At 60.0% G+C, this 24,919-nt stretch carries 26 protein-coding genes and 1 pseudogene; 16 read left to right on the top strand and 11 right to left on the bottom strand.

The annotated features are described in order from the left end of the window. Window positions 1–27: 27 nt before the first annotated feature. Window positions 28–450, top strand: coding sequence for a hypothetical protein (locus ACLH1I_RS22975; RefSeq protein WP_025999188.1), 423 nt, complete (start codon window positions 28–30; stop codon window positions 448–450). A gap of 3 nt (window positions 451–453) precedes the next feature. Here the strand turns inward: ACLH1I_RS22975 and dsdA are convergent, their stop codons facing one another. Continuing rightward, window positions 454–1,782 carry a D-serine ammonia-lyase gene (gene dsdA / locus ACLH1I_RS22970; protein WP_049092143.1) on the bottom strand — a complete coding sequence of 443 codons (1,329 nt, stop codon included), beginning with the start codon at window positions 1,780–1,782 and terminating at the stop codon, window positions 454–456. A 17-nt stretch (window positions 1,783–1,799) separates the two neighbouring features. Beyond that, the gene (gene dsdX / locus ACLH1I_RS22965; protein ID WP_004202257.1) at window positions 1,800–3,137 is read right to left on the bottom strand and encodes a D-serine transporter DsdX; all 1,338 of its coding nucleotides are present in this window, start codon (window positions 3,135–3,137) and stop codon (window positions 1,800–1,802) included. A gap of 226 nt (window positions 3,138–3,363) precedes the next feature. Between dsdX and dsdC the strand changes: the two genes are divergently transcribed. Next, window positions 3,364–4,287, top strand: a complete 924-nt coding sequence (dsdC, locus tag ACLH1I_RS22960) for a DNA-binding transcriptional regulator DsdC (RefSeq protein WP_004202255.1) — start codon at window positions 3,364–3,366, stop codon at window positions 4,285–4,287. A 70-nt stretch (window positions 4,288–4,357) separates the two neighbouring features. Here dsdC and emrD read toward each other — a convergent pair whose 3' ends face one another. From emrD to ACLH1I_RS22935, 5 genes are all read right to left on the bottom strand, one after another. Further along, window positions 4,358–5,542, bottom strand: a complete 1,185-nt coding sequence (gene emrD / locus ACLH1I_RS22955) for a multidrug efflux MFS transporter EmrD (RefSeq protein ID WP_004202254.1) — start codon at window positions 5,540–5,542, stop codon at window positions 4,358–4,360. Between the two features lie 175 nt (window positions 5,543–5,717). Continuing rightward, the gene (locus ACLH1I_RS22950) at window positions 5,718–6,551 is read right to left on the bottom strand and encodes a DMT family transporter (RefSeq protein WP_032456766.1); all 834 of its coding nucleotides are present in this window, start codon (window positions 6,549–6,551) and stop codon (window positions 5,718–5,720) included. Between the two features lie 67 nt (window positions 6,552–6,618). Continuing rightward, complete coding sequence (locus ACLH1I_RS22945) at window positions 6,619–7,065, bottom strand: GNAT family N-acetyltransferase (protein ID WP_004202251.1); 447 nt, start codon at window positions 7,063–7,065, stop codon at window positions 6,619–6,621. Window positions 7,066–7,155: 90 nt separating this feature from the next. Continuing rightward, entirely contained in the window at window positions 7,156–7,275 is a 120-nt protein-coding gene (tisB, locus tag ACLH1I_RS22940; protein ID WP_004145059.1) for a type I toxin-antitoxin system toxin TisB, read from the bottom strand. 450 nt (window positions 7,276–7,725) lie between these two features. Then, window positions 7,726–7,893, bottom strand: coding sequence for a hypothetical protein (locus tag ACLH1I_RS22935; protein WP_198079983.1), 168 nt, complete (start codon window positions 7,891–7,893; stop codon window positions 7,726–7,728). 12 nt (window positions 7,894–7,905) lie between these two features. On the opposite strand from ACLH1I_RS22935, the gene ivbL reads away from it, so the two are divergent. From ivbL to ACLH1I_RS22895, 8 genes are all read left to right on the top strand, one after another. Continuing rightward, the gene (gene ivbL / locus ACLH1I_RS22930; protein ID WP_002923286.1) at window positions 7,906–8,001 is read left to right on the top strand and encodes an ilvB operon leader peptide IvbL; all 96 of its coding nucleotides are present in this window, start codon (window positions 7,906–7,908) and stop codon (window positions 7,999–8,001) included. 104 nt (window positions 8,002–8,105) lie between these two features. After that, a complete protein-coding gene (gene ilvB, locus ACLH1I_RS22925; protein WP_017899674.1) occupies window positions 8,106–9,794 on the top strand; it encodes an acetolactate synthase large subunit in 1,689 nt (562 codons plus the stop codon). 3 nt (window positions 9,795–9,797) lie between these two features. Further along, window positions 9,798–10,085 (top strand): acetolactate synthase small subunit, encoded by a 288-nt coding sequence (ilvN, locus tag ACLH1I_RS22920; RefSeq protein WP_017899675.1) that lies wholly within the window; start codon window positions 9,798–9,800, stop codon window positions 10,083–10,085. A gap of 121 nt (window positions 10,086–10,206) precedes the next feature. Continuing rightward, window positions 10,207–10,800: a transcriptional regulator UhpA gene (gene uhpA / locus ACLH1I_RS22915; RefSeq protein ID WP_032456764.1), complete on the top strand. Its 594-nt coding sequence runs from the start codon at window positions 10,207–10,209 to the stop codon at window positions 10,798–10,800. 17 nt (window positions 10,801–10,817) lie between these two features. Continuing rightward, a complete protein-coding gene (gene uhpB, locus ACLH1I_RS22910) occupies window positions 10,818–12,299 on the top strand; it encodes a signal transduction histidine-protein kinase/phosphatase UhpB (RefSeq protein WP_025999189.1) in 1,482 nt (493 codons plus the stop codon). Between the two features lie 11 nt (window positions 12,300–12,310). Continuing rightward, window positions 12,311–13,639 carry an MFS transporter gene (locus ACLH1I_RS22905; RefSeq protein ID WP_017899678.1) on the top strand — a complete coding sequence of 443 codons (1,329 nt, stop codon included), beginning with the start codon at window positions 12,311–12,313 and terminating at the stop codon, window positions 13,637–13,639. Between the two features lie 145 nt (window positions 13,640–13,784). Then, window positions 13,785–15,176 carry a hexose-6-phosphate:phosphate antiporter gene (gene uhpT / locus ACLH1I_RS22900; RefSeq protein WP_004202242.1) on the top strand — a complete coding sequence of 464 codons (1,392 nt, stop codon included), beginning with the start codon at window positions 13,785–13,787 and terminating at the stop codon, window positions 15,174–15,176. A 136-nt stretch (window positions 15,177–15,312) separates the two neighbouring features. Further along, window positions 15,313–15,765, top strand: a complete 453-nt coding sequence (locus tag ACLH1I_RS22895; RefSeq protein WP_004181583.1) for a DUF1198 domain-containing protein — start codon at window positions 15,313–15,315, stop codon at window positions 15,763–15,765. A gap of 128 nt (window positions 15,766–15,893) precedes the next feature. Here ACLH1I_RS22895 and ACLH1I_RS22890 read toward each other — a convergent pair whose 3' ends face one another. Together ACLH1I_RS22890 and ACLH1I_RS22885 are read right to left on the bottom strand one after the other, a co-directional pair. Further along, window positions 15,894–16,217, bottom strand: coding sequence for a helix-turn-helix domain-containing protein (locus tag ACLH1I_RS22890; protein ID WP_004173862.1), 324 nt, complete (start codon window positions 16,215–16,217; stop codon window positions 15,894–15,896). Further along, window positions 16,201–16,560, bottom strand: a pseudogene (locus tag ACLH1I_RS22885) (type II toxin-antitoxin system RelE/ParE family toxin). The gene ACLH1I_RS22890 and the pseudogene ACLH1I_RS22885 overlap by 17 nt, the downstream one beginning before the upstream one ends. A 211-nt stretch (window positions 16,561–16,771) precedes the next feature. On the opposite strand from ACLH1I_RS22885, the gene nepI reads away from it, so the two are divergent. Further along, window positions 16,772–17,965, top strand: coding sequence for a purine ribonucleoside efflux pump NepI (nepI, locus tag ACLH1I_RS22880; protein ID WP_004202240.1), 1,194 nt, complete (start codon window positions 16,772–16,774; stop codon window positions 17,963–17,965). Here the strand turns inward: nepI and phnX are convergent. Both phnX and phnW read right to left on the bottom strand, forming a co-directional pair. After that, window positions 17,962–18,771, bottom strand: a complete 810-nt coding sequence (gene phnX / locus ACLH1I_RS22875) for a phosphonoacetaldehyde hydrolase (RefSeq protein ID WP_050533509.1) — start codon at window positions 18,769–18,771, stop codon at window positions 17,962–17,964. The two genes, nepI and phnX, sit on opposite strands and share 4 nt — an antisense overlap. 9 nt (window positions 18,772–18,780) lie before the next feature. Continuing rightward, the gene (phnW, locus tag ACLH1I_RS22870; RefSeq protein WP_048293929.1) at window positions 18,781–19,884 is read right to left on the bottom strand and encodes a 2-aminoethylphosphonate--pyruvate transaminase; all 1,104 of its coding nucleotides are present in this window, start codon (window positions 19,882–19,884) and stop codon (window positions 18,781–18,783) included. A gap of 141 nt (window positions 19,885–20,025) precedes the next feature. On the opposite strand from phnW, the gene phnR reads away from it, so the two are divergent. From phnR to phnV, 5 genes are all read left to right on the top strand, one after another. Further along, a complete protein-coding gene (gene phnR, locus ACLH1I_RS22865; protein ID WP_004202235.1) occupies window positions 20,026–20,745 on the top strand; it encodes a phosphonate utilization transcriptional regulator PhnR in 720 nt (239 codons plus the stop codon). A 177-nt stretch (window positions 20,746–20,922) separates the two neighbouring features. Beyond that, window positions 20,923–21,936: a 2-aminoethylphosphonate ABC transporter substrate-binding protein gene (phnS, locus tag ACLH1I_RS22860; RefSeq protein WP_198079984.1), complete on the top strand. Its 1,014-nt coding sequence runs from the start codon at window positions 20,923–20,925 to the stop codon at window positions 21,934–21,936. Between the two features lie 5 nt (window positions 21,937–21,941). After that, window positions 21,942–23,054 carry a 2-aminoethylphosphonate ABC transport system ATP-binding subunit PhnT gene (gene phnT, locus ACLH1I_RS22855; RefSeq protein WP_151629367.1) on the top strand — a complete coding sequence of 371 codons (1,113 nt, stop codon included), beginning with the start codon at window positions 21,942–21,944 and terminating at the stop codon, window positions 23,052–23,054. Next, window positions 23,054–23,914, top strand: coding sequence for a 2-aminoethylphosphonate ABC transporter permease subunit (gene phnU, locus ACLH1I_RS22850; RefSeq protein ID WP_004202231.1), 861 nt, complete (start codon window positions 23,054–23,056; stop codon window positions 23,912–23,914). The genes phnT and phnU overlap by 1 nt, the downstream gene beginning before the upstream one ends. A gap of 2 nt (window positions 23,915–23,916) precedes the next feature. Next, window positions 23,917–24,714 carry a 2-aminoethylphosphonate ABC transport system, membrane component PhnV gene (gene phnV / locus ACLH1I_RS22845; protein ID WP_198079986.1) on the top strand — a complete coding sequence of 266 codons (798 nt, stop codon included), beginning with the start codon at window positions 23,917–23,919 and terminating at the stop codon, window positions 24,712–24,714. The last annotated feature ends 205 nt before the right edge of the window (window positions 24,715–24,919 follow it).

The following is a 24,919-nucleotide window of genomic DNA, read 5'->3' as shown; positions in this document are numbered from 1 at the left end:
CATGACACTCCCTTTCAGGCTGTCGTTGTGGAGGCGCATCATTGCCATCAACCGCAGGCGTTCTATGCGCAGCTGCGTCAACAGGGACTCACGGCTATCCATTTTATTCCGCAGCTGGCGGCCGGCGACGCCGCGCTGTGGGGTGAGTTTCTCTGCGCAGTCTTTCACCGCTGGGTGCGGGAAGATATTGGCCGTATCAATATTTTGCTGTTTAGCGAGACGCTGAGCGCCTGGTGCGGCGAGTTGATAACGCAGGCGGGAGCGCCGGCGGCCAACAGCGCCTGCTACGGCTGTCCGTGGCTACGCCTGTGCCGCTGCGGCGAACAGGAAGACCCGCTGTGTGCGGGTTACCGACAGTTTTACGATCTCAGCGGGCCCTATATGCGGGTGATGCGGGACCTGCGCCGACAGCAGCGGCCGCCAGAGGCGTTGATGCCGCTGCTGCGCTGAAGATTAGCGCCCCTTCGCCAGATACTGCGCCATCTCCTCTTCCGGCACCATTCCGCCGCCGGTGGCCCACACCAGGTGGGTCGCCTGCTGCAGCTGCTGCTCACTCAGCCCCTGCAGCTGATGGTACGCTTTGCTGGCGCAGACGCGCTGCGGCCCGGCCATTCCGGCCAGCGCGGAGGGTTCAAGGCGGATATTTTCCGCTGTCGCCAGCCAGCCCAGCATGTCATACATCGTCTGGTCATCAAGGGTATAGAACCCGTCGAGCAGGCGCTCCATTGCCCGGCCAACGAAGCCGGACGCCCGGCCGACCGCCAGACCGTCGGCGGCGGTCAGATTATCAATGCCTAAATCCTGCACCGCTATCTGGTCGTGAAGCCCGGTATAGACGCCGAGCAGCATGCAGGGGGAGTGGGTCGGTTCGGCGAACAGGCAGTGAACGTGGTCGCCAAAGGCCAGCTTGAGGCCAAACGCCACGCCGCCAGGGCCGCCGCCGACGCCGCACGGCAGGTAGACGAACAGCGGATGGTCGGCATCGACCACCCGTCCGGCTTTGGCGAACTGCGCCTTCAGGCGCTCGCCGGCCACGGCATAGCCGAGGAACAGCGTGCGCGAATTTTCATCGTCGATGAAAAAGCAGTTCGGGTCTGATTCCGCCGCCTTGCGCCCCTGTTCGACCGCCACGCCGTAGTCCTCTTCATACTCCACCACCGTCACGCCGTGGCTGCGCAGTTTGGCCTTTTTCCACGCCCGGGCGTCTGCGGACATATGCACGGTAACCTTAAAGCCGATGCGGGCGCTCATGATGCCGATCGACATCCCGAGGTTGCCGGTGGAGCCGACGGCGATGCTGTACTGGCTGAAGAACTGTTTAAACTCCGGCGTCAGCAATTTGCGATAATCGTCTGCGGTAGTCAGCAGCCCGGCTTCCAGCGCCAGCTTTTCCGCATGGGTCAGCACTTCATAAATGCCGCCGCGCGCTTTGATCGAGCCGGAGATCGGCAGATGGCTGTCTTTTTTCAGCAGCAGTTCGCCGCCAATCGGCTGGCCGAATTTTTGCTCAAGGCGGTGCTTCATTGCCGGAATGGCGACCACTTCCGATTCGATAATCCCGCCGCTGGCGGCCGTTTCCGGGAAGGCTTCCGCCAGATAGGGCGCGAAGCGCTGCAGGCGGGCATGGGCGTCCTGCACGTCGTCGGCGGTCAGGCCGACGTAAGGCAATCCCTCCGCCAGGGTGGTGGTGGCGGGGTTAAACCAGGTGGTTTCTTTCAGGGCGATCAGATCCTGCACAAGCGGGAAGGTCGCGGTTAAGGTGGTCAGGTCAGCGTGTTTCATCATACGTCTCTTTGCGCTCAGATAATGAAAGAAAGCAGGAAGGTGGCGGCCAGTGCAAGTAGCGACGCGATAAAAGTCGCCGTCGTGTAGTACTTGAACGTTTCACTGAGGCTGGCGCCGCAGTACTGTTTTACCAGCCAGAACAGGGAATCGGTGACGATCGTGCAGCCAATGGCGCCGGAACCGATGGCAATGGCGATGATCTCCGGGCTGACGCCGGGATAAAGCGGCAGCATCGGGGCAACGATGGCGGTAGCGCCCATCATCGCCACGGTGGCGGAGCCAACGGCGGCGTGCAGGATAAGCGCCACCAGCCAGGCCAGCAGAATCGGATGCATGTCGAGGTTCGATAGGATCACCGCCAGGCTATCGGCCAGGCCGCTGGATTTTAAAATCGCGTTGAATGCGCCGCCTGCGCCGATAATCAGCAGGATGTTGGCGATAGACCCAAAGCCGTTTTCCGTATGGGTCAGCAGGACGCCCATCCCCATCTGCCGACGAATGCCGAGCATGTAATAGGCGACAAAGACGGCGATAAACATCGCGGTGATGGGGTTGCCGATAAATTCCAGCACCGTATACAGCGTGCCGCCTTTCTCCATGTTCAGTTCGGCGACGGTTTTCACCAGCATCAGGCCAATCGGCAGCAGTACGGTAAACAGCGTGGCGCCGAGTGACGGCAGCGTCGACGCCTCGCGGACCTCAAGGTTGGCAAATTCGGCCGGAACCGGTTTGTACGGCAGGCGGTTGCCTAACGCTCTGAGAAACAGCGGACCGCCAACCAGCGAGGCGATCAGACCGACCAGCAGGCCATAAACAATCACTGTGCCGATATCGGCGCCCAGTTTGTTCGCGACAAACAGGGCCGCCGGATGCGGGGGGACCACGCAGTGCACCGCCATCAGCGCGGTACACAGCGGAATAGCCAGCTTCAGTAGCGAGGTATTGGTTTTTTTGGCGATGGAGAAGGCCAGGGGGATCAGCAGGACCACGCCGACTTCGACAAACAGCGTGATGCCGCAGATCAGGCCGACCAGCACCATAATCACGTCCGCCGACAGCCAGCGGCAGCGCTGCAGCGTCAGGCCGATGCGCTCCGCCGCGCCGGAGACCTCCATCATCTTGCCGAGAATGGTGCCGAGACCGATCACCGCCGCAAGGAAGCCCAGCGTACCGCCAATGCCGCTCTCAATAGCGTTGACCATCTCCAGCGGGCCCATCCCCATCATCGCGCCGACGAAAAAGCTCGCCAGCAGCAGCGCCAGAAATGGATGAAACTTCAGTTTGACGATCGTTAAGACGATTAACACGATGCTGATCAGCAGCGTGCTCACAACCCAGACTTGCGAACCCATATTCCACCTCGCCTGTGAATAATCTGGCCTTATTGAAGCGAGAATCGTCATGGGCTGACAAACGATAAAAATGGGCTTTAGGGTGAGGAGAATTGAATCAAATGGGTGATTTAGCTCAAAAACAGACCATTAAATATGCTATGGGTCAAATTAACTCACCCTTTTGCGGCAAAACCGGCGTGATTTTTTTATCATCAACAGCCACTGTATTTGCCAGGAGCGCGTGATGGATGTGCTAAAAACCTTAGGTACTCGGTTGCTGAACGGCTGGCAGCTCTCCAGGCTGTCGACCTTTGAGGTGGCGGCTCGGCACGAGTCGTTTGCCCTGGCCGCCGACGAGCTGGCGCTCACGCCTGGCGCCGTCAGCCACCGGATTAATCAACTTGAAGAGGAGCTGGGGATCCTGCTCTTTGTCCGCTCGCATCGCAAAGTTGAGCTGACGCGTGAAGGTAAGCGGGTCTACTGGGCGCTGAAGTCGTCGCTGGATGGTCTCAATCAGGAGATCCTCGATATCAAAAACCAGGAGCTCTCCGGCAGTCTGACGGTCTACTCGCGGCCCTCTATCGCCCAGTGCTGGCTGGTGCCGGCCCTGGGTGACTTTACCCGCCGTTACCCGGCCATCTCCCTCACCGTGCTGACCGGCAATGAGAACGTTAACCTGCAGCGGACGGGCATCGATCTGGCGATCTATTTTGATGATGCGCCGTCGTCGCAGCTGAGTCACCATTTTCTGATGGATGAGGCGATCGTGCCGGTATGTACGCCGAATTACGCGCAACAGCGGCAGTTAATGTCGAATCCGGGCAATCTGCGCCACTGTACGTTGCTCCACGACCGCCAGGCATGGAGCAACGATTCCGGCACCGACGAGTGGTATAGCTGGGCGCAGCAGTTTGCGGTGGAACTGCCGCCATCGTCGGGGATTGGCTTCGATCGTTCCGATTTAGCGACGATTGCGGCGATGAATCATGTCGGGGTGGCGATGGGGCGTAAGCGGCTGGTGCAGAAGCGGCTGGAGAGTGGGGAGTTGATCGCCCCGTTTGGCGATATGACGCTGAAATGCCACCAGCACTACTATGTAACCACCCTGCCGGGTCGCCAGTGGCCGAAAATCGACGCCTTTATCGAGTGGCTGCACAGCCTGACATAAGACAAAAGCAGCCACCGGGAGGTAGCCCGGATAAGGCGTCAGCCGCTATCCGGGGAGCGCCAAGCGGCGCTTAGACCGGCTGCTGATGGTGGGTAAAGCGCGAGGCCAGCGGCAGCCAGCACAGCAGAATCAACAGACCCATCAGCATCATCAGCAGACCGAGACTGCCCTGACCGTTTTGCGGCATCATCGCCGACAGCCAGGCCAGTACGCCGGAGCCGATATTCTGCAAGCCGCCAACCAGCGCCCCGGCGGTACCGGCGAGGAACGGGAATGGCTCCATCGCGCCGCTGGTGGCCAGCGGGAACAGCATGCCGGCGCCGAAGAAGAACAGCGCCGCCGGCACCAGCAGGGTCCAGACGGTCATGACGCCCAGCAGCCCCGGGATCCACATCATCAGACCCGCCAGCAGGCAGCAGATAACCGATTGCCACATCAGTGTCGGGAAACGCTTGTTCGGGCGTCCGGCAAACCAGGCGCCGAAGAAGGCCGCCGGGATCGGCAGAATAAACAGAATACTCACCGCCATGCTGCTCAGGCCGAGCACCGCGCCCATCAGTACGCCGGAACAGGCTTCGAATACCGCAATCCCCGCCAGGCCGCCGATCAGCATCAGCAGATAGCAGTTAAACGCGCCAGTGCCGAACAGCGTTTTGTAGCTGGCCAGAAGTTTGGTGCGCGGCGCGCCCTCCGGGCGCGTTTCCGGCATCCATTTCGCCATGCTGAAGGTCACCCCGGCGCACAGAACCAGCAGGAAAGCGTAACAGGCGCGCCAGCTCCACAGGGTGTCGAGGATGCCGCCGAGCAACGGGGCAATCAGCGGGCTGACCAGAATACCCATATTTAACAGGCTATTGGCATGACGCAGCTGGGCGCCTTCGTACAGATCGCGGGGCAGGGTGCGTGCCATCACGCCGCCGACGCCGGTGCCCATCCCCTGCATGGCGCTGGCGGCGATCAGCACCGGCAGGCTATGGGTGGTCATGGCGACCAGCGTCGCCAGCATAAAAATCGACATCCCGACGAGGATCACCGGGCGGCGACCGATGCGGTCGGAGAGCGGGCCGTAAAACAGCTGTGAAATACCGTAGGTCAGCAGGTAGGCCGCCATCACGCTTTGAACCGCCCCTTCGCGAACGTTCAGCGCGACCGCCATGTCGGCGATGGCCGGAATATATATGGTCTGCGCCATCTGGCCAACGGCCACCAGCAGTACCAGCATCAACAACAAATTGAAGTTTTTATGCCGTTTCATGTCGATGAATACTTTGTGAGTAAAGAGAAATGAAGAATATGTGACTGGCACATCCCGTAATCGATGGAGGAATCTACCATATAAAAATGACAGAACAACTGCAAAGTGCCGATTATTGAGGGAGTTCCAGGCAGATTATGTAAACAGGAACGGCAACTAATGTTGCCATTGCAGGCTAAGCGAGGCGCAGGAGGATCGCCCCGGCGGCAATCCCGCAGGCGGCGAAGATGCGCAGCGGCATCAGTTGCTCTTTCAGGACGATAAAAGCGATTAGCGCGCCGAACAAAATGGAGGTTTCACGCAGCGCGGCGACCACCGCCAGCGGCGCCTGGGTCATCGCCCACAGCGCCAGGCCGTAGGAGCCCATGGTGCCGATACCGCCGAGGATACCTTTTCGCCAGTGCAGGCGCAGATAGCGGCTGGCTTCAGCGCGGCGGGTCATCATTGCCCAGCTTAGCAGGCAGAAGCCGTTCATAAAAAAGGTCCACAGGGTGTAGCCCAGCGCCGAGCCCGCCAGCCGGACGCCGGTGCCGTCCACCAGCGTATAGCCAGCGATGAAGCAGGCGTTGATCAGCGCCAGCACGATGCCTTTGCGCGAGCTGGCGCGGCCGTTAAAGGCCATCGCCAGAATAGCCAGGCAGATGACGCCGATGCCCAGCCAGGCCATCGGCGACAAGCGATCGCCGAGAAACAGCACGCTTATCGCCGCCACCAGCAATGGGGCAGTCCCCCGCATCAGCGGATAGGTCTGGCTCATATCCGATACCTGATAGGTCTTCGCCACCAGCACCGTATACACCACCTGTAACGCGCATGACGCCAGCAGATAGGGGGCGCTGGCAAGCGTTGGCTGCGGGGCAAAGGGCAGCATCACCAGCGCGATCAGCGCGGCCGAGCCGCTGACGCCGATCGCCGCGTACATTTTATCGCCGCTGGCTTTGACAATAGCGTTCCAGCTGGCGTGCAGCAGGGCGGCGAACAGCAAAATGCAGAATACGGTGATGGTCATCGCAGACAGGTTCAACAGTGAAGGTCACCGGACTGTAACACGCGCCCGCGCTGCCAGCCAGCGGGGGCTACAGCGAACAAAACAGGCGATGCGTCACCCGCGGTTCGTCGTACACCGGGCGAAAGCCAAGTCTTTCATAAAAGGGCCAGGCCTGCGCCGGGGCGTGGGTGTTGAGAAAATCAAACCAGGCGCTGGAGTGGGTGATAACCGAGACCAGCAACTGCTGGCCGATCCCCCGGCGGCGGTAGCGCTCGCTGATGTAGAGATGGCGAATACGCCCGGCCCGCGGCTGCGGGCTGAAGGGATCGCTATTGATGCCGCATACCCCAACCAGCTGGTGGTTCACAAAGGCGCCCAGCAGCGTTTCGCCCGGCGCGGTAAAGCGATTTTTGCCGCTCTGCCAGTTTTCCGCCAGGCGGCGCAGCATATTGAAATGCTGTTCAAGGCTTTCGGTGCGCAGCGCCGCGAACCCCGGGGCATCCGGCGTCGTGGCGGCAATTAACAGGGGTGGCATAGCTTCCTCCATCAAGTCATCCCGGGACGCCCGGCGGGCGCCTGCAGGGGGGCGGTTTCCCGCCCCCCTCAGGTGCGACTTGAACCTGAATCAGCGGAACTGTTTCAGGACTGCATCAAGTAGTTGCAACACAGCAACCATGAGTTTCAGGATTAAAATAATAATATCCATTCCGCCCATACGCGCGTCTCCTGTGGTTAAGGAGCACAATAAGCTGACGTACCTTTCCGCTGCCTGTTGCCAGCTTATCCCTGCCTGTCGCCGGCGGCGTCGCCCTGGCCAATGGTTGCTCCTTCCGTGGACGGCTTCCCGGCCCGCCGCCAGCAACGACAGGGGTGCGCAGCGCTGAACCACGCGTTGCCGCGCGGACCAGTGACTGCACGTTGTTGACGTAACACAGTGTGCTCTCTCGGGGTTAAGGCACTGACGGCACCACCCGTTTCAGCCAGGACTTCGTTGCGCCGGTCAAACTTGCGGCCCCCGAATGGCACACCATGAACACACCCAGTATAGATAAATACTGTATGGATGAACAGTATTTTTTGGACAAATCCGCCGCTCTCGCCCATACTCTATGACAGAGAAAAAGCGACCTTAAATTGCGCGAACTGCAGCGATCGCGTATACTTTTGGCGTTGACGTAATACAGTGTGCTTGCGGCTACCACCTGTAACCATACTGATAAAAACCTCGCTCCGGCGGGGTTTTTTGTTTTGTGCCCTTTTGCGCCGAACTGTGATCTTTCGCGCAAATTTTCGTGGATGAAAATAAATCCATTGTGAAAACGTAAAACCTGTGTTTGTATAAATTCAGCTTATTTTTCGACACAACAGGTCCCTAATGAACGCAACCCTGATCGCTTCGACCCTACTAAAAACCGCGCCAGCCGCGGTGGTCGTCGTGTCTGTGGTGGTCGTCGTCGGCAATGCGCCGTAGGGTCCGGAACAACACGAATTCCAAACCCCGCCGGCGCAAACCGAGCGGGGTTTTTTGTTGGCGAGCCCCCCGGTAAAGTCGGCCCAGAAGAAAAGGACTGGAGCATGGCAAGTTCGGGCACCACATCAAACACAATGCGCTTTACCGGCGCGCAGCTGGTTGTTCATTTACTGGAACGCCAGGGTATCACTATGGTTAGCGGCATTCCGGGCGGCTCCATCCTGCCTATTTACGATGCCTTAAGCCAGAGCACGCAGATCCGCCACATCCTGGCGCGCCACGAGCAGGGCGCGGGCTTTATCGCCCAGGGGATGGCGCGTACCGAAGGCAAACCAGCGGTCTGTATGGCCTGCAGCGGCCCGGGGGCGACGAACCTGGTGACGGCGATCGCCGATGCCCGCCTGGATTCGATTCCATTGGTCTGCATCACCGGCCAGGTGCCGGCATCGATGATTGGCACCGACGCCTTCCAGGAAGTGGACACCTACGGCATCTCTATCCCCATCACCAAACATAACTATCTGGTGCGCGACATCGCTGAGCTGCCGCAGGTGATCAGCGACGCCTTCCGTATTGCTCAGTCCGGGCGTCCCGGGCCGGTGTGGATAGACATTCCTAAGGACGTACAGTCGGCGACCATTGAGCTGGAAACGTTGCCGGAACCGGGCGAGCGCGCCGCTCCGCCGGCATTCGCCCCCGAAAGCGTGCGCGAAGCGGCGGCGATGATCAATGCGGCGAAGCGTCCGGTGCTCTATCTGGGCGGCGGGGTGATTAACGCGCCGCAGGAGATCCGTGAGCTGGCGGAAAAAGCCAATCTGCCGACCACCATGACCCTGATGGCGCTGGGCATGCTGCCGAAGGCGCACCCGCTGTCGCTGGGGATGCTGGGGATGCACGGCGCGCGCAGCACCAACTTCATTCTGCAGGAAGCGGATTTACTGATTGTTTTAGGCGCGCGTTTTGATGACCGGGCGATTGGCAAGACCGAGCAGTTCTGCCCGAACGCGAAGATTATCCACGTCGATATCGACCGCGCCGAGCTGGGCAAAATCAAGCAACCGCACGTGGCGATTCAGGGCGATGTGGCGGAAGTCTTAGCCCAGCTGAACCCGCAGATTGAGGCGCAGCCGCGCGAGGAATGGCGCCAGCTGGTGGCCGACTTGCAGCGCGAATTCCCTTGCGCCATCCCGCAGGAAAGCGACCCGCTTTCCCATTACGGCCTGATTAACGCCGTGGCCGCCTGCGTGGATGATGAAGCGATCATCACTACCGACGTTGGCCAGCACCAGATGTGGACGGCGCAGGCCTACCCGCTCAACCGTCCGCGCCAGTGGCTGACCTCCGGCGGCCTCGGCACCATGGGCTTCGGCCTGCCGGCGGCGATCGGCGCGGCGCTGGCGAATCCGCAGCGCAAGGTTATCTGCTTCTCCGGCGACGGCAGCCTGATGATGAATATTCAGGAGATGGCTACCGCCGCTGAAAATCAACTGGATGTAAAAATTATTCTGCTGAACAACGAAGCGCTGGGGCTGGTGCATCAGCAGCAGAGCCTGTTTTATCAGCAGGGCGTTTTTGCCGCCACTTATCCGGGGATGATTAACTTTATGCAGATTGCCGCCGGTTTTGGCCTGCAAACCTGTGATTTAAATAACGAAGCCGATCCGCAGGCGGCGCTGCAGGCGATCATCGCTCGTCCGGGCCCGGCGCTGATTCACGTGCGCATCGACGCGCAGCAGAAAGTGTATCCGATGGTACCGCCGGGTGCGGCCAATACTGAAATGGTGGGGGAATAAGCCATGCAAAAACACTGTGATAACGTCATTCTGGAACTCACCGTCCGCAACCACCCCGGCGTCATGACCCACGTCTGCGGGCTTTTTGCCCGCCGCGCCTTTAACGTCGAAGGTATTCTTTGTCTACCGATTCAGGGCAGCGAACACAGCCGCATCTGGCTGCTGGTGAACGACGATCAGCGTCTCGGGCAGATGATTAGCCAGATTGAAAAGCTGGAAGATGTCACCAAAGTGGCGCGTAACCAGTCCGATCCCACCATGTTTAACAAAATTGCGGTGTTCTTCGAGTAAATCGCGCAAGGCTTGAACGGTAAGGTGCTTATGGTTAAGGTAAGCGCCTTTGCCGGATGGCGCTGCGCTTATCCGGCCTACGGACACAGCGCTTTGTCGCCTCAGGCACCAGGACCCTATCATGACCACCATCGCCCTTATTGACGATCATTTGATTGTCCGCTCCGGCTTTGCTCAGCTGCTGGGGCTGGAAACTGATTTTCAGGTTGTCGCCGAATTCGGCAGCGGCCGCGAGGCGCTGGCGGGGTTGCCGGGGCGCGGCGTTCAGGTCTGTATCTGCGATATCTCAATGCCGGATATTTCCGGGCTGGCGCTGCTCAGCCAGCTGCCGAAGGGGATGGCGACCATCATGCTGTCGGTGCACGACAGCCCGGCGCTGGTCGAGCAGGCGCTTAACGCCGGCGCGCGGGGCTTTCTGTCGAAACGCTGCAGCCCGGACGAACTTATCGCCGCGGTGCGCACGGTGGCGGCGGGCGGCTGCTATCTCACACCGGATATCGCCATGAAGCTGGCCGCCGGGCGCCAGGATCCGCTCACCAAACGCGAACGCCAGGTGGCGGAAAAGCTGGCGGAGGGCATGGCGGTGAAAGAGATCGCCGCTGAGCTCGGACTGTCGCCGAAAACCGTCCACGTTCACCGCGCTAACCTGCTGGAAAAGCTGGGCGTCAACAATGACGTCGAGCTGGCGCGCCGTATGTTTGACAGCTGGCAATGAAGACCATACTCCCGCGCCTGCTGTCGGTGATCGGCTGCGCCTTTATTTTCGCCGCCGCCTGGTTTTGTCTGTGGAGCATCAGCCTGCATCTGGTGGAGCGCGCCGATCTGGCGGTGCTGCTGTTCCCCTTCGGCCTGCGTTTGGGGCTGATGCTGCAGTGCCCGCGCGGCTACTGGCCGGTGCTGCTGGGAACCGAGTGGCTGCTGATCTTCTGGCTGGCGCAGGAAGTAGCGCTGGCGCACCCGATAATATTGATGACCGGAAGCCTGCTGACCCTCCTGCCGGTGGCGCTGATCTCGCGATATCGCCAGCAGCGCGACTGGCTGACGCTTCTGCGTCAGGGCGGGGCGTTAATGGCCGCCGCGCTTCTGCAATCGCTGCCCTGGCTGGCGGAGGGGGACGAGGGTCTTAACGCCCTGCTGTTGACGCTCACCGGCGGCCTGACTCTGGCGCCGACCTGTCTGGTGTTCTGGCACTACCTCACCAGCACCGTCTGGCGGCCCCTGGGGCCGTCGCTGGTGGCGCAGCCGGTAAACTGGCGCGGGCGGCATCTGATCTGGTATCTGTTGTTATTCACCATTAGCCTGTGGCTGCAGCTTGGGCTGCCCGCCGAGCTCTCCCGCTTTACCCCGTTTTGCCTTGCGCTGCCGATTATCGCCCTCGCCTGGCACTACGGCTGGCAGGGCGCGCTGATCGCCACATTGATGAACGCTATCGCCCTGATTGCCAGCCAGACCTGGCACGATCACCCCGTCGATCTCCTGCTTTCGCTGCTGGCGCAGAGCCTCACCGGGCTGCTGCTGGGGGCGGGGATCCAGCGATTGCGCGAGCTTAACCAGTCGCTACAGAACGAGCTGGCGCGTAATCGTCGTCTGGCGGATCGCCTGCTGGAGACCGAAGAGAGCGTGCGCCGCGACGTCGCCCGCGAGCTCCATGATGATATTGGCCAGACCATCACCGCAATACGCACCCAAGCGGGGATCGTCCAGCGGCTGGCGCCGGACAACGCCAGCGTTCGCCAGAGCGGCCAGCTGATTGAACACCTCTCGCTGGGGGTTTACGACTCGGTGCGTCGCCTGCTGGGCCGCCTGCGTCCGCGCCAGCTTGACGACCTGCCGCTGGAGCAGGCGGTACGTTCTCTGATGCGCGAGATGGAGCTGGAGGACCGCGGCATTGTCAGCCATCTCGACTGGCGGATTAACGAGGCGGGGCTGAGCGAAAACCAGCGCGTGACCCTGTTCCGCGTCTGCCAGGAGGGACTGAACAATATCGTCAAGCACGCCAGCGCCAGCGCCGTGACCCTGCAGGGCTGGCAGCAGGAGGAGCGTCTGATGCTGGTGCTGGAGGATGACGGCTGCGGCCTGCCGCCGGGATCCAGCGCGCAGGGATTCGGTCTGACCGGCATGCGCGAGCGCGTGACCGCCCTGGGGGGCACGCTGACGATCTCCTGCACCCACGGTACCCGGGTGTGCGTCAATCTACCGCTGCGTTACGCCTGAGAGGATCGCTGATGTTCGCCTTTTTAAAAGCCCCGCCTGACGCTGCGCCGATTAGCGATAAACGCGAGCTTGATGCGCGTTATCGCTACTGGCGCCGCCATATCCTGTTGACCATCTGGCTGGGCTACGCGCTGTTCTATTTCACCCGCAAAAGCTTTAACGCCGCGGTGCCTGACATTCTCGCCAGCAACGTGCTGACCCGCAGCGATATCGGTCTGCTGGCCACGCTGTTTTACATCACCTACGGACTGTCGAAATTTTTCTCCGGTATCGTCAGCGACCGCTCCGATGCCCGCTATTTTATGGGGTTGGGGCTTATCGCCACCGGGGTGGTGAATATTCTGTTCGGTTTTTCTTCCTCACTGTGGGCCTTCGCCCTGCTGTGGGCACTGAACGCCTTCTTTCAGGGTTGGGGCTCGCCGGTCTGCGCCCGGCTGCTGACGGCCTGGTATTCACGCACCGAACGCGGCGGCTGGTGGGCGCTGTGGAATACGGCGCATAACGTGGGCGGCGCGCTGATCCCGATGGTGGTGGGAGCGGCGGCGCTACATTACGGCTGGCGCGCGGGGATGACCATCGCCGGCGGCCTGGCGATCCTCGCCGGATTATATCTGTGCTGGCGGCTGCGCGATCGTCCGCAGGCGGTGGGGCTACCCGCCGTGGGCGACTGGCGTCACGATGCGCTGGAGATTGCCCAGCAGCAGGAGGGCGCCGGGCTGACGCGCAAAGAGATCCTCACCCGATACGTGCTGGCAAACCCCTATATCTGGCTGCTGTCGCTGTGCTATGTGCTGGTGTACGTGGTGCGGGCGGCGATTAACGACTGGGGCAATCTGTATATGTCGGAGACGCTTGGCGTCGATCTGGTGACCGCTAACTCGGCGGTGACCATGTTCGAGCTGGGCGGATTTATCGGCGCGCTGGTGGCGGGGTGGGGCTCGGATAAGCTGTTTAACGGCAATCGCGGACCGATGAATCTGATCTTCGCCGCCGGCATTTTGCTGTCGGTTGGCGGCCTGTGGCTGATGCCGTTCGCCAGCTACGTGATGCAGGCGGCCTGCTTCTTCACCACCGGTTTCTTTGTCTTCGGCCCGCAGATGCTGATCGGCATGGCGGCGGCGGAGTGTTCGCATAAAGAGGCCGCCGGGGCGGCTACCGGGTTTGTCGGCCTGTTCGCATATCTTGGCGCGTCGCTTTCCGGCTGGCCGCTGGCGCAGGTAATGGATATCTGGCACTGGACCGGATTCTTCGTGGCGATCGCGATTGCCGCCGGCATTTCCGCGCTGCTGCTGCTGCCGTTCTTAAACGCGCAGGCGCCGCGCGCCGCCAGTGAAGCGTGATGCATCTCACTCTTTCGCCGCGAATGGGGCAAAACTAAGAAATTTTCCCGGTTTCACCTGGACGCCGTCTCAGGCCAGACGGCGCGCTGATTTTTACAATGCCTGGCTATGACGCAGGCATAAAAAATCAGCTCAGGAGATACCCATGCTGGCCTTTCTGAATCAGGTTCGTAAGCCGACCCTGGATCTGCCGCTCGACGTGCGGCGCAAAATGTGGTTCAAACCTTTCATGCAGTCCTATCTGGTGGTCTTCATTGGCTACCTGACCATGTACCTGATCCGCAAGAACTTTAATATTGCGCAGAACGACATGATCTCCACCTACGGATTGAGCATGACCCAGCTGGGGATGATTGGCCTGGGCTTCTCCATTACCTACGGCGTAGGGAAAACCCTGGTTTCCTACTATGCCGATGGCAAAAACACCAAGCAGTTCCTGCCGTTTATGCTGATCCTCTCCGCCATCTGCATGCTGGGCTTTAGCGCCAGTATGGGTGCGGGTTCCACCAGCCTGTTCCTGATGATCGCCTTCTATGCGCTAAGCGGCTTCTTCCAGAGCACCGGCGGCTCGTGCAGCTATTCCACCATCACCAAATGGACGCCACGACGCAAACGCGGCACCTTCCTCGGCTTCTGGAATATCTCTCACAACCTCGGCGGCGCCGGCGCGGCGGGCGTGGCGCTGTTTGGCGCCAACTATCTGTTCGACGGCCACGTGATCGGCATGTTTATCTTCCCGTCGATTATTGCGCTGATCGTCGGCTTTATTGGCCTGCGCTACGGTAGCGACTCGCCGGAATCCTACGGCCTCGGCACGGCGGAGGAGCTGTTTGGCGAAGCGATCAGCGAAGAGGATAAAGAGACCGAAGAAAACGCGATGACCAAGTGGCAGATCTTTGTTGAGTACGTACTGAAAAACAAAGTGATCTGGCTGCTGTGCTTCTCCAACATCTTCCTCTACGTGGTGCGTATCGGTATCGATCAATGGTCCACCGTGTACGCCTTCCAGGAGCTGAAGCTGTCGAAAGAGGTGGCGATTCAGGGGTTTACCCTGTTTGAGGTCGGTGCCCTGGTCGGCACGCTGCTGTGGGGCTGGCTGTCGGACCTGGCCAACGGCCGCCGCGCGCTGGTGGCCTGCATCGCGCTGGCGCTGATTATCGCCACTCTCGGCGTTTATCAACATGCCAGCAATCAGTACGTCTATCTGGCTTCGCTGTTTGCGCTGGGCTTCCTGGTGTTTGGCCCGCAGCTGCTGATTGGCGTTGCCGCCGTTGGCTTCGTACCGAAAAAAGCGATCGGCGCCGCCGATGGGATCAAGGGCACTTTCGCCTATCTGATCGGCGATAGCTTCGCCAAGCTGGGCCTCGGGATGATCGCCGACGGCACCCCGGTCTTTGGCCTCACCGGCTGGGCCGGCACCTTTGCGGCGCTGGACGCCGCCGCCATCGGCTGTATCTGCCTGATGGCCATCGTGGCTATCTTCGAAGAGCGTAAAATTCGCCGCGAGAAAAAGAACCGTATTTTGCAGACTGCCTGATTCACCAGGTATTTGGTAACCTTGCCCGGCCATTGCGCCGGGCTTTTTTATTTCTTGCGTAATATGCCAGGTCCGACAGTCGACAGCAGGCAAATTCCCATTATGATAGTCAGGCTGCGATTGGATGAGAGGATGCATGATCTGGATAGGACTGGCCACCCTGGTAGTGGTATTTGTTGTGGGATTTCGGGTGCTTACCTCTGATTCACGCCGCGCGATCCGCCGCCTGAGCGAACGCCTGGGCATCACGCCCGTCCCGCTGGAATCGATGATCGATCAGCTTGGTAAAACCGCCGGCAATGAGTATTTGCGTTACCTTGAACGGCCGAATGAAGCGCATCTGCAGAACGCCGCCCAGGTGCTGCTGATCTGGCAGGTTGCAATTGTCGACGCTAGCGAAAAAAACCTGCATTACTGGTATCGCCTGATGCAAAAAGCGCGTTTAGCGGCGCCGATCACCGAGGCGCAGATCCGCCTGGCGCAAGGGTTTCTGCGCGAGCTGGATCCGGATATGAGCGATTTGCATAACCTTCAGCAGCGCTATAACGACCTGTTTCTCCCGGAAGACGGCGTGCACTGGCTGCACTGATCTCATAGTTATTCGGCCTGGGGTTCATCGCTTTTTGTGCCGGATGGCGGCTGCGCCTTATCCGGCCTACGGTTTCCGCACTCGTCACTTGTAGGCCGGATAAGCGTAAGCGCCATCCGGCAGGATAACTACAGTAGGATTTTCAGGCCGTGTTTTTGTACGACGCTAAGCAATTTTAATGACATTCCGCTTGGTCGCTTAGCGCCAGTCTCCCATTTTTGCACGGTAGACACGCTGGTATTCAGATAACGAGCGAACACGGGTTGGCTAACATTGAGTTGTTCACGTAGCGCTTTAATTTCAATGGGTTGAAGTGCGGCTACGCTACCGAGACATGATTCATCAAAATGGCGCATTGTTTCCTGTGGGATTGCGCCAACGCTGAATAGCCCCGACGCAGCGCTATGGATCGCTTCGAAAGCCGGGCTTTTGTATTTATTTTTTGCTGTCATCGCAAATCTCCACCAGTTCTTTACTTTTAACTAAGACCGTCGTTTTCTCTTAAGAGAGATTGGCATAGTGTTTTGCTAACTCACGAAAACCCATTAACTCGCGATGGTTGATATTGGCCATATCCTGTTTGGCATATAGAAAGGTATAAAACCAATACCCTGCGCTTTTGGTAAGGATGATTGCGCGATCGCGATTCTTGTTGAGTCGCTTTTTATAAACCCCTCCTCCTAAATCAACCACCTTGCCCTGAAGCACAGATTGAATTGCCTGATAGAGCTCGTCGTCGGAAATGCCATGAGAGCTAGCCTCTCTGGCGAACCATTTGGTTTTGAAGATACGCATTGCTGACATCCTGTCGTTAAAAGTATAGCACATAGTGCTATATTAAATTCTCCTGAGATTTGTTAAAGCGATAGCAAGCATCGTTTTTTTAAACATGCGAGCAGCTACGCATCCTCTTATGAAAAGCGAGAATAGTTGCGAAAACGTTAAATGCGTCACAAACAAAATGTTACACTGCGCAGCTTTCCGCCACTTTCTTCGCAGGTCACTCATGAGTTATTCAAATGAAGCCAAACCCCATGCACGCGAACTCGCGCGACCAAACTGGTCGGCGGTCTTCGCGGTTGCTTTCTGCGTCGCCTGCCTGATTACCGTCGAATTTCTACCGGTCAGTCTGCTGACGCCGATGGCGCTGGATTTAGGTATCTCCGAAGGGATGGCCGGGCAGTCGGTGACGACGACGGCATTCGTCGCGATGTTTTCCAGCCTGTTTATCACTTCCGTCATTGGCAAAACCGATCGCCGCTACGTGGTGATCCTCTTTTCGCTGCTGCTGACCCTTTCCTGCCTGTTGGTGTCCTTTGCCGATAGCTTCACCCTGCTGCTGCTGGGACGCGCCTGTCTGGGGCTGGCGCTCGGCGGTTTCTGGGCGATGTCAGCCTCGCTGACCATGCGGCTGGTGCCGATGCGCGTGGTGCCGAAAGCGTTGTCGATTATCTTCGGCGCGGTATCCATCGCGCTGGTGATCGCCGCCCCGTTGGGCAGTTTCCTTGGCGGGCTTATCGGCTGGCGCAACGTGTTTAACGGCGCGGCGGTGATGGGTGTACTGTGTACGCTCTGGGTGCTGAAAGCGCTGCCGTCGCTGCCTGGTGAATCGGCGGCTCAGCAGCAAAATATGTTTGGCCTGCTGAAGCGGCCGGGGGTGATGGCCGGCATGTGCGCCATTTTCATGGCCTTTGCCGGACAGTTCGCCTTTTTTACCTATATTCGCCCGGTCTACATGACCCTCGCCGGCTTTGATGTCGATGGCCTGACGCTGGTGCTGCTGAGCTTTGGTATCGCCAGCTTCATCGGCACGTCGCTCTCCTCGGTGCTGCTCAAACGCTCGGTGAAAGCGGCGCTGGCGATTGCGCCGCTGGTGTTGACCGCCTGCGCGGCGGCGCTGGTGCTGTGGGGAGAAAGCAAAATCGTCGCCTCGACGGTGGCAATTATCTGGGGCTTCGCGTTCGCCTTGATCCCGGTGGGGTGGTCAACGTGGATCACCCGTTCACTCTCCGATCAGGCGGAAAAAGCCGGGTCGATTCAGGTGGCGGTGATCCAGCTGGCCAACACCTGCGGCGCCGCGGTCGGCGGCATTGCGCTTGACCACTTAGGGCTGCTGTCGCCGCTGGTGTTGTCAGGGGTATTAATGCTGTTTACCGGCCTGTTGGTGGCGGCCAAAGTGAAGGTGAATTCACCCGCTTAAGGCCGTTCGCCTTTTGCCAGCCGGGCGTTAATGTCGGCAATCACTTCCGGCAGGTCCGCCAGGGTATCAACCACATAATGCGCCCCGGCGGCATACAGCTTGCCTGCCGCCCGCTCGCGACGGGTGGCGATTTCCTCTTTCGACATCGCCTGGTACGCCTCCCAGGTAGCGCCGAATTCGTTACCGGACACCGCCAGGCCGACGCTCCACATCCCGGCATGTAACCCTTCGCTGATGCCCGGCGCGGCGTCGTCGACCTTCACGCAGTGGGCCACATCGTCTATGCCCAGGGCAATTACGTTCTGCAGCGCCATCCAGGGGCCCGGACGCCCACCGGCGGCAAGGTCATCGGTGGCGACCCAATGGTCCGGGGCATAGCCCTGGGTGGCGGCGGCTGGAACCAGCTTTTCCATCACCGGGCGCGGATAGCCAGAGCAGGAGCCGATCTTCAGTCCGTCGGCGCGCAGCGCGGCGAGGGTGTCGACCACGCCGGCGATCGGAGCGGAAAAATCGACAACCTTAGCGATTTGCAGCGGCATAAACGCGGCGTAGATCGCATCAATATCAGCAGCCGTCATTGGCCGACCAAATTTCGCCTGCCAGCGGCTATCGACCGACGGCAGTTTGCCCAGCGCCTCAATGTGCTGCCATTTGCCAAGCCCCATCGGCACGCGGGCCTCTTCAAGGGTGAGCTCAATATCGAAGGCCTGGCGGAAGGCCTCGACGAAAATTTGCGTCGGCGCGAAGGAGCCGAAGTCCACGGTGGTGCCGGCCCAGTCGAGGATGAGTGCGGTGATACGGTTCATGGCGGTTCCTTATTGTTTCCAGTACATGGCGTTGTTGATGGCCGCCAGCAGGGCGGTGATGTCGGCGTCGTAGACTTCGCCGATGTTGCCGATGCGGAAGCAATCGCTTTGCGACACTTTGCCCGGATAGATAACGAAGCCCTGATCTTTCAGCTTCTGGTAGAAGGTGTGAAAGCGATACTGCGGCGCGTCCGGTGAATAAAAGGCGGTAATGATCGGCGAGTGCAGGCTGTCATCAAGCAGCGTCCGGAAGCCGAGCGCGCGCATTCCGGCGACCAGTCGGCGCTGATTGTGGCTGTAGCGCTGATGGCGGGCGCTGACGCCGCCCTCCTGGGCCAGTTCTTTCAGCGCCTGAGCGAAGGCCAGCACGGTATGGGTCGGTGAGGTGAAGCGCCACTTGCCGTGGTTATCCTCCATACAGCGCCACTGGGCGTAAAGATCCAGCGACAGCGAGCGCGAGCGGCCTTTGCAGGTGACCAGCTCCGATTCGCGGGCGATGACGAAAGCGAAGCCCGGCACGCCCTGAATGCATTTGTTGGCGGAGCTTATCAGATAGTCAATATTCAGCGCGGCGATATCCAGCGGAATGCCGCCGAAGCTGCTCATCGCATCGACGATATAGCGTTTGCCATACTCCTTCGCCAGCGCGGCTACCTCTTCGATCGGGTTGAGCATGCCGGTGGTGGTTTCGCTATGCACCATCGCGATATGGGTGATCATCGGGTCATCCTGCAGGATCCGCGCGATCGCCGCCGCGTCCGGACGGGCGACTTCGCCGCAATCGTAAGGATGAAAGGCGATGCCCATCAGCTGCGCCATCTCAATCATACGCGCGCCATAGGCGCCATTGCTGACGATCAGCACTTTGCCCTGTTCGCCGATGACGCTGCCGAGCACCGCTTCGACCGCGTAACTGCCGCTGCCCTGCAGCAGCACCGCCGTATAACCGTCGGCCGGGGTGGCCAGCTGCACCAGCTGCTGGCGAATGGTCTGTACCACGCCGAGATTGTAATCATCATCCCAGGTGCAGCTATCGAACAACATCGCCTCTTTCACCGTGCGGGAGGTGGTTAGCGGGCCGGGAGTCAGCAGCAGGTAGTTCCGTGAAGTCATTTGTCTCACCATTTGGTCTATACCAGATTGATATTTATCATGGAGACAAAGCCGGGGCAGGGTCAAAGGAAATGTGGCGCTGCAACAAAAAATTCATCTGGCTATGTATAATGAGCGCACCAAACGTGGCAGCGAGTAAACATGAAATCACCCTCTGGCGAGATGCCGCAATACCTGATGATTAAGGCGCAGCTGCAGGCGCGTATTCAAAACGGCGCCCTCAAAAGCGGCGATAAATTGCCTTCCGAGCGCGAGCTGTGCGCACTGTTCAACACAACCCGTATCACCGTGCGCGAGAGTCTGGCGCAGCTGGAGGCCAGCGGCGTGATCTACCGCGCCGACCGCCGCGGCTGGTTTGTGACGCCGGAGCGTCTGTGGCTGGATCCGACGCAGAACACCAACTTCCACAAGCTGTGTCTCGAACAGGGACGTGAGCCGAAAACGGTGCTGCTTGATGGCCGCTTAACCGCCGTGCCGCTGGATGTGATGGCGCCGCTGGCGCTGCAGCCCTTCGATCAGGTCTACCTGCTGACCCGCCTGCGCTATGCCGACGGGCGTCCGGTGTGCTATTGCGAAAACCACTGCCTGCCGGCCCGGGTGCCGGAGCTGCTGCGCCACGATCTCAACGGCAGTCTGACCGAGATTTATCAGAGTCACTACGACCTGATCTATACCAGTATGCATCTGTCGTTTTATCCCACCTCGATGCCACCGCAGGCCGCAGAGGCGTTGGGGGTGATGGAGGGGCGCCCGGCGCTGCTGCTGCGCAGGCTGAATTACGATCAGCACGGGCGTATTCTTGATTACGATATCGAATACTGGCGGCATGACAGCCTGCGGATCGAAGTCGATACTCATTGATTTTATTGCATTAACCCTTCCCTATCCCCGGTGGCGTCAGCGTTAACCGGGGGCGACGTATCCCCTTCGCTTTAACTCTTTCGACACACTTCTTTCATCGTTTTGTCATAAACCCTCGGTAGCGTGAACGCAAATCTGGTCTACACCAGAACAACTAACTGCGATGAGGTTAACACGATGAAACTCTCCCGACTTGCTCTGCTGTCCCTGTTCGCGCTGACCAGCTCCCCGGTTTGGGCGGACGGCGTCGTCACGGTTTACTCCGCCGACGGCCTGCATGACGGCGATAACAGCTGGTATCAGAGCCAGTTTGACGCCTTCACCAAAGCGACGGGCATCAAAGTGCAGTATGTGGAAGGCGGCTCTGGCGCGATCGTCGAGCGTCTGGCGAAGGAGCGCACCAATCCGCAGGCCGATGTGCTGGTCACGGTGCCGCCGTTTATCCAGCGCGCCGCGAAAGAGCAGCTGCTAGCCACCTTTACCCCACAGGGCAGCGCGCAGATCCCCGGCGCCAATGACCGCTATTCGCCGCTGGTGAACAACTATCTGACCTTCATCTATAACGGCCGGTTGCTGAAAACCGCGCCGGCCAGCTGGCAGGATCTGCTGGATAGCCGCTTTAAGAATAAGCTGCAGTACTCCACGCCGGGCCAGGCGGGGGACGGCACCGCGGTGATGCTGCAGGCCTTCCACAGCCTTGGCGGCAAAGATGCCGGCTTCGAGTATCTGGGCAAGCTGCAGGCCAATAACGTCGGCCCATCGGCCTCCACCGGCAAGCTGACGGCGCTGGTCAACAAAGGCGAGCTGTACGTCGCCAACGGCGATCTGCAGATGAACCTGTCGCAGATGGCGCGTAATCCGAACGTCAAAATCTTCTGGCCGGCGGACGACAAAGGCGAGCGCAGCGCGCTGGCGCTGCCCTACGCCATCGGGCTGGTGCAGAACGGACCGAACAGCGAAAACGGCAAGAAGCTGATTAATTTCCTGCTGGATAAACCGGCGCAATCCAGCGTCAGCGCGCGCTCCTGGGGCTTACCGGTGCGCAGCGACGTGGCGCCGGATGACGCTAACTTTAAGGCAGCGCAGGCGGCGCTCGACGGCGTGAAGCGCTGGGAACCCAACTGGGACGACGTCGCGGTTTCTCTCTCGGCGGATATCGCCCGCTGGCATAAAGTGACCGATAGCGAGTAAGCCTGATGTTAATGAAAACGACCGTCATCTCTTCCCCGTCGCTGGCGGGGACCTCCGGGATCACCCTGGACTCGCTGCGCGTTTCCTACCACGGCAACGTGGTCTTAAAACCGCTGTCATTGACCATTGAGCCCGGTGAAGTGCTGGCGCTGATTGGCCCTTCCGGTTCCGGGAAAACCACCGTGCTGCGGGCAATTGCTGGTTTTGTGCAACCGGCTGGCGGGCGGATCCTGATCGGCGACACGGACGTCACCCACCTGCCGCCTTACCAGCGCAGGCTGGCGATGGTGGTGCAGAACTACGCGCTGTTTCCCCATATGAAGGTGGAAGACAACGTCGCCTTCGGCCTGCGGGCGCAAAAGCAGCCCAGGGCGCTGATCGCCGAGCGGGTGACCGAAGCCTTAAAAATCGTCGGTATGGCGGACTACGCCACCCGCTATCCGCATCAGCTTTCCGGCGGCCAGCAGCAGCGCGTCGCGATAGCCCGCGCGATTGCCGTGCGTCCTCGGGTGCTGTTGCTTGATGAACCACTGTCGGCGCTGGACGCGCAAATTCGCCATAACATGGTGGAAGAGATTGCCCGCCTGCATCGCGAACTACCGGAGCTGACCATCCTCTACGTTACCCACGATCAGACCGAAGCGCTCACTCTGGCGGACAAAATCGGCATTATGAAAGACGGGTCGCTGATCGCCCACGGTGAAACGCACGAGCTGTACCACTATCCGCCGAACCGCTTTAGCGCCGAATTCCTCGGCCGCGCCAATATCCTGCAGGCGACGGCGCTGAAAGACAGCCCCGAGCCGGGGCTGGTTAGCGTAAGCTGCGGCGGCGGCCTGATTAACGCCTTCAGCCGGGGCGGCCTGCATGGCAACAATAAGCTGTTATGCATTCGCCCGCAGCACATGAGCCTGGCGCCGCGATCGGCAACCAGTAATCGCCTCAACGCCACCCTGACGTCGGTGCACTGGCAGGGCGATCTGACGCATCTGCTGTGCGACGTCGCGGGCGAAGCGGTGCGGATCGTCATGACTCAGGTCAACCCACTGCCGCGCGCGGGGGACAAGCTGGCGCTCTACTTCGAACCTGGCGATGCGGTTCTGATCGAGGTGCAATGATGGCGCAAACCCTCACGCTTGCGCGTCCGGCGCGAAACCTGCGCCCTTACCTGTGGCTGGCGTTGCCGCTGCTGGTGCTGGCGACGCTGTTTTTCTATCCGCTGCTGCTGATCGCCGAACAGGCGTTACGCGACGCCAGCGGCAACCTGAGCCTCGAGACCTTCTGGCAGGTGATCGACTCTAAGCGCTTTATTGGCGCGCTGCTCAATACCTTACAGATTGCGGTGTTCGCCACCCTTGGCTGCCTGGTGCTCGGCAGCGTCCTGGCGCTGATTCTGGTGTTTATTCCGTTCCCCGGCAGCCAACTGGTGGGCCGGGTCATTGATACTTTTATTGCGCTGCCGACCTTTCTTATCACTCTCGCGTTCACCTTTATTTACGGCTCGGCGGGGCTGCTCAACGGCACCCTGATGGCGCTGTTTGCTTTTGAACTGCCGCCGGTTGACTTCCTCTATTCGATTAACGGCGTGATTCTGGCGGAGATTACCGTGTTTACGCCGCTGGTGATGCGCCCGCTGATGGCGGGACTGCGGCAGATAGATAAGAGCCAGCTGGAAGCGGCGAGTATTCTCGGCGCTCATCCGTTACGGGTGATTACCCAGGTTATCTTCCCGGCGGCGCTGCCGGCGCTGATGGCGGGGGGCAGCCTGTGCCTGTTATTGACCACTAACGAGTTCGGTATCGTGCTGTTTATTGGCGCCAAAGGGGTCAATACCCTACCGATGATGGTCTACAGCAAGGCGATTCTGGAGTCGGATTACAGCGTGGCCTGCATGATTGCGCTGATCAATATTTTGCTGTCGCTGGGGCTGTTTATGCTCTATCGGCTGGCGGCGGTGCGCACTGGCGTAAGGAGTTAACGATGTTGATTTGGTCGCGTAAAGGCCGCGCGGCGGCGGGCGCGCTGGCGGTGACGCTTTTTGCCGGCGTTTTCCTGCTGCCGCTGGCGGTGATTTTACTCTCCAGCCTGAGTAAACAATGGAACGGCCTGCTGCCCACCGGCTTTACCTTTGCCCACTTTGTTAACGCGTTTCGCGGGGCGGCGTGGGATTCGCTGTTTTCCAGCATGGTGGTGGGCTTCTGCGCCAGCCTGCTGGCGCTGCTGTGCGGGATGTGGGCGGCGCTGGCGCTGCGCCAGACTGGCGCGAAGCTGCAGAAATATCTTGGGCTGATGTTTTATCTGCCCAGCGCCATCCCCTCGGTTTCAGTGGGACTGGGCATTCTGGTGGCCTTCAGCCAGGGGCCGCTGCAGATGAACGGCACCTTCTTTATCGTCCTGGCGGCGCATTTCGTGCTGATCTCGGCCTTTACCTTCAGCAACGTCACGACCGGCCTGGCGCGGATTTCCGCTGATATTGAAAACGTCGCCTCCAGCCTGGGCGCTTCACCGTGGTACCGCCTGCGCCATGTGACGCTGCCGCTGATGACGCCATGGATGATCTCGGCGCTGGCGCTGAGCCTGTCGTTGTCGATGGGAGAGTTAGGGGCGACGGTGATGATCTATCCGCCGGGCTGGACGACGCTGCCGGTGACCATTTTCAGCCTGACCGATCGCGGTAATATAGCCGATGGCTCGGCGCTGACCATCGTGCTGGTGGGCGTCACGCTGCTGTTGATGATGAAGCTGGAGCGTATCGCCCGCCGATTAAGCCAGAGATAAAGAATTGATGACGCCACCAGGGCACGGGGCTGACTGCCCGGCGGCGCTGCGCTTGCGCGGGCCTGGGGGTGGAATCCCGCTGGCCTCCTCAGTCGTAGCCCGGCTAAGCGTAGCGCCAGCCGGGAACGCTCCTTCGGCAACGCTATCGCATCAGAACCACGCCTCAAACATCCCGCCGACGTTCAGCGAATCCAGCTGCTGGTCC

The organism is Klebsiella sp. 1SOBk10mer (genome assembly GCF_046602535.1).
GTDB lineage: Bacteria > Pseudomonadota > Gammaproteobacteria > Enterobacterales > Enterobacteriaceae > Klebsiella > Klebsiella quasipneumoniae.
This window is presented reverse-complemented; position numbering and strand designations above follow the sequence as displayed.

Coding starts and splice junctions, on each gene's coding strand:
- ACLH1I_RS22950 (WP_032456766.1), bottom strand. CDS start 6,551: ATGACCATCACCGTATTCTGCATTTTGCTGTTCGCCGCCCTGCTGCAC.
- uhpA (WP_032456764.1), top strand. CDS start 10,207: ATGACCACCATCGCCCTTATTGACGATCATTTGATTGTCCGCTCCGGC.
- ACLH1I_RS22895 (WP_004181583.1), top strand. CDS start 15,313: ATGATCTGGATAGGACTGGCCACCCTGGTAGTGGTATTTGTTGTGGGA.
- phnR (WP_004202235.1), top strand. CDS start 20,026: ATGAAATCACCCTCTGGCGAGATGCCGCAATACCTGATGATTAAGGCG.
- dsdA (WP_049092143.1), bottom strand. CDS start 1,782: ATGAAACACGCTGACCTGACCACCTTAACCGCGACCTTCCCGCTTGTG.
- ilvN (WP_017899675.1), top strand. CDS start 9,798: ATGCAAAAACACTGTGATAACGTCATTCTGGAACTCACCGTCCGCAAC.
- ivbL (WP_002923286.1), top strand. CDS start 7,906: ATGAACGCAACCCTGATCGCTTCGACCCTACTAAAAACCGCGCCAGCC.
- dsdX (WP_004202257.1), bottom strand. CDS start 3,137: ATGGGTTCGCAAGTCTGGGTTGTGAGCACGCTGCTGATCAGCATCGTG.
- phnV (WP_198079986.1), top strand. CDS start 23,917: ATGTTGATTTGGTCGCGTAAAGGCCGCGCGGCGGCGGGCGCGCTGGCG.
- phnX (WP_050533509.1), bottom strand. CDS start 18,771: ATGAACCGTATCACCGCACTCATCCTCGACTGGGCCGGCACCACCGTG.
- emrD (WP_004202254.1), bottom strand. CDS start 5,542: ATGAAACGGCATAAAAACTTCAATTTGTTGTTGATGCTGGTACTGCTG.
- uhpT (WP_004202242.1), top strand. CDS start 13,785: ATGCTGGCCTTTCTGAATCAGGTTCGTAAGCCGACCCTGGATCTGCCG.
- ACLH1I_RS22890 (WP_004173862.1), bottom strand. CDS start 16,217: ATGACAGCAAAAAATAAATACAAAAGCCCGGCTTTCGAAGCGATCCAT.
- phnU (WP_004202231.1), top strand. CDS start 23,054: ATGGCGCAAACCCTCACGCTTGCGCGTCCGGCGCGAAACCTGCGCCCT.
- dsdC (WP_004202255.1), top strand. CDS start 3,364: ATGGATGTGCTAAAAACCTTAGGTACTCGGTTGCTGAACGGCTGGCAG.
- ACLH1I_RS22945 (WP_004202251.1), bottom strand. CDS start 7,065: ATGCCACCCCTGTTAATTGCCGCCACGACGCCGGATGCCCCGGGGTTC.
- nepI (WP_004202240.1), top strand. CDS start 16,772: ATGAGTTATTCAAATGAAGCCAAACCCCATGCACGCGAACTCGCGCGA.
- phnT (WP_151629367.1), top strand. CDS start 21,942: ATGTTAATGAAAACGACCGTCATCTCTTCCCCGTCGCTGGCGGGGACC.
- ilvB (WP_017899674.1), top strand. CDS start 8,106: ATGGCAAGTTCGGGCACCACATCAAACACAATGCGCTTTACCGGCGCG.
- phnS (WP_198079984.1), top strand. CDS start 20,923: ATGAAACTCTCCCGACTTGCTCTGCTGTCCCTGTTCGCGCTGACCAGC.
- ACLH1I_RS22905 (WP_017899678.1), top strand. CDS start 12,311: ATGTTCGCCTTTTTAAAAGCCCCGCCTGACGCTGCGCCGATTAGCGAT.
- phnW (WP_048293929.1), bottom strand. CDS start 19,884: ATGACTTCACGGAACTACCTGCTGCTGACTCCCGGCCCGCTAACCACC.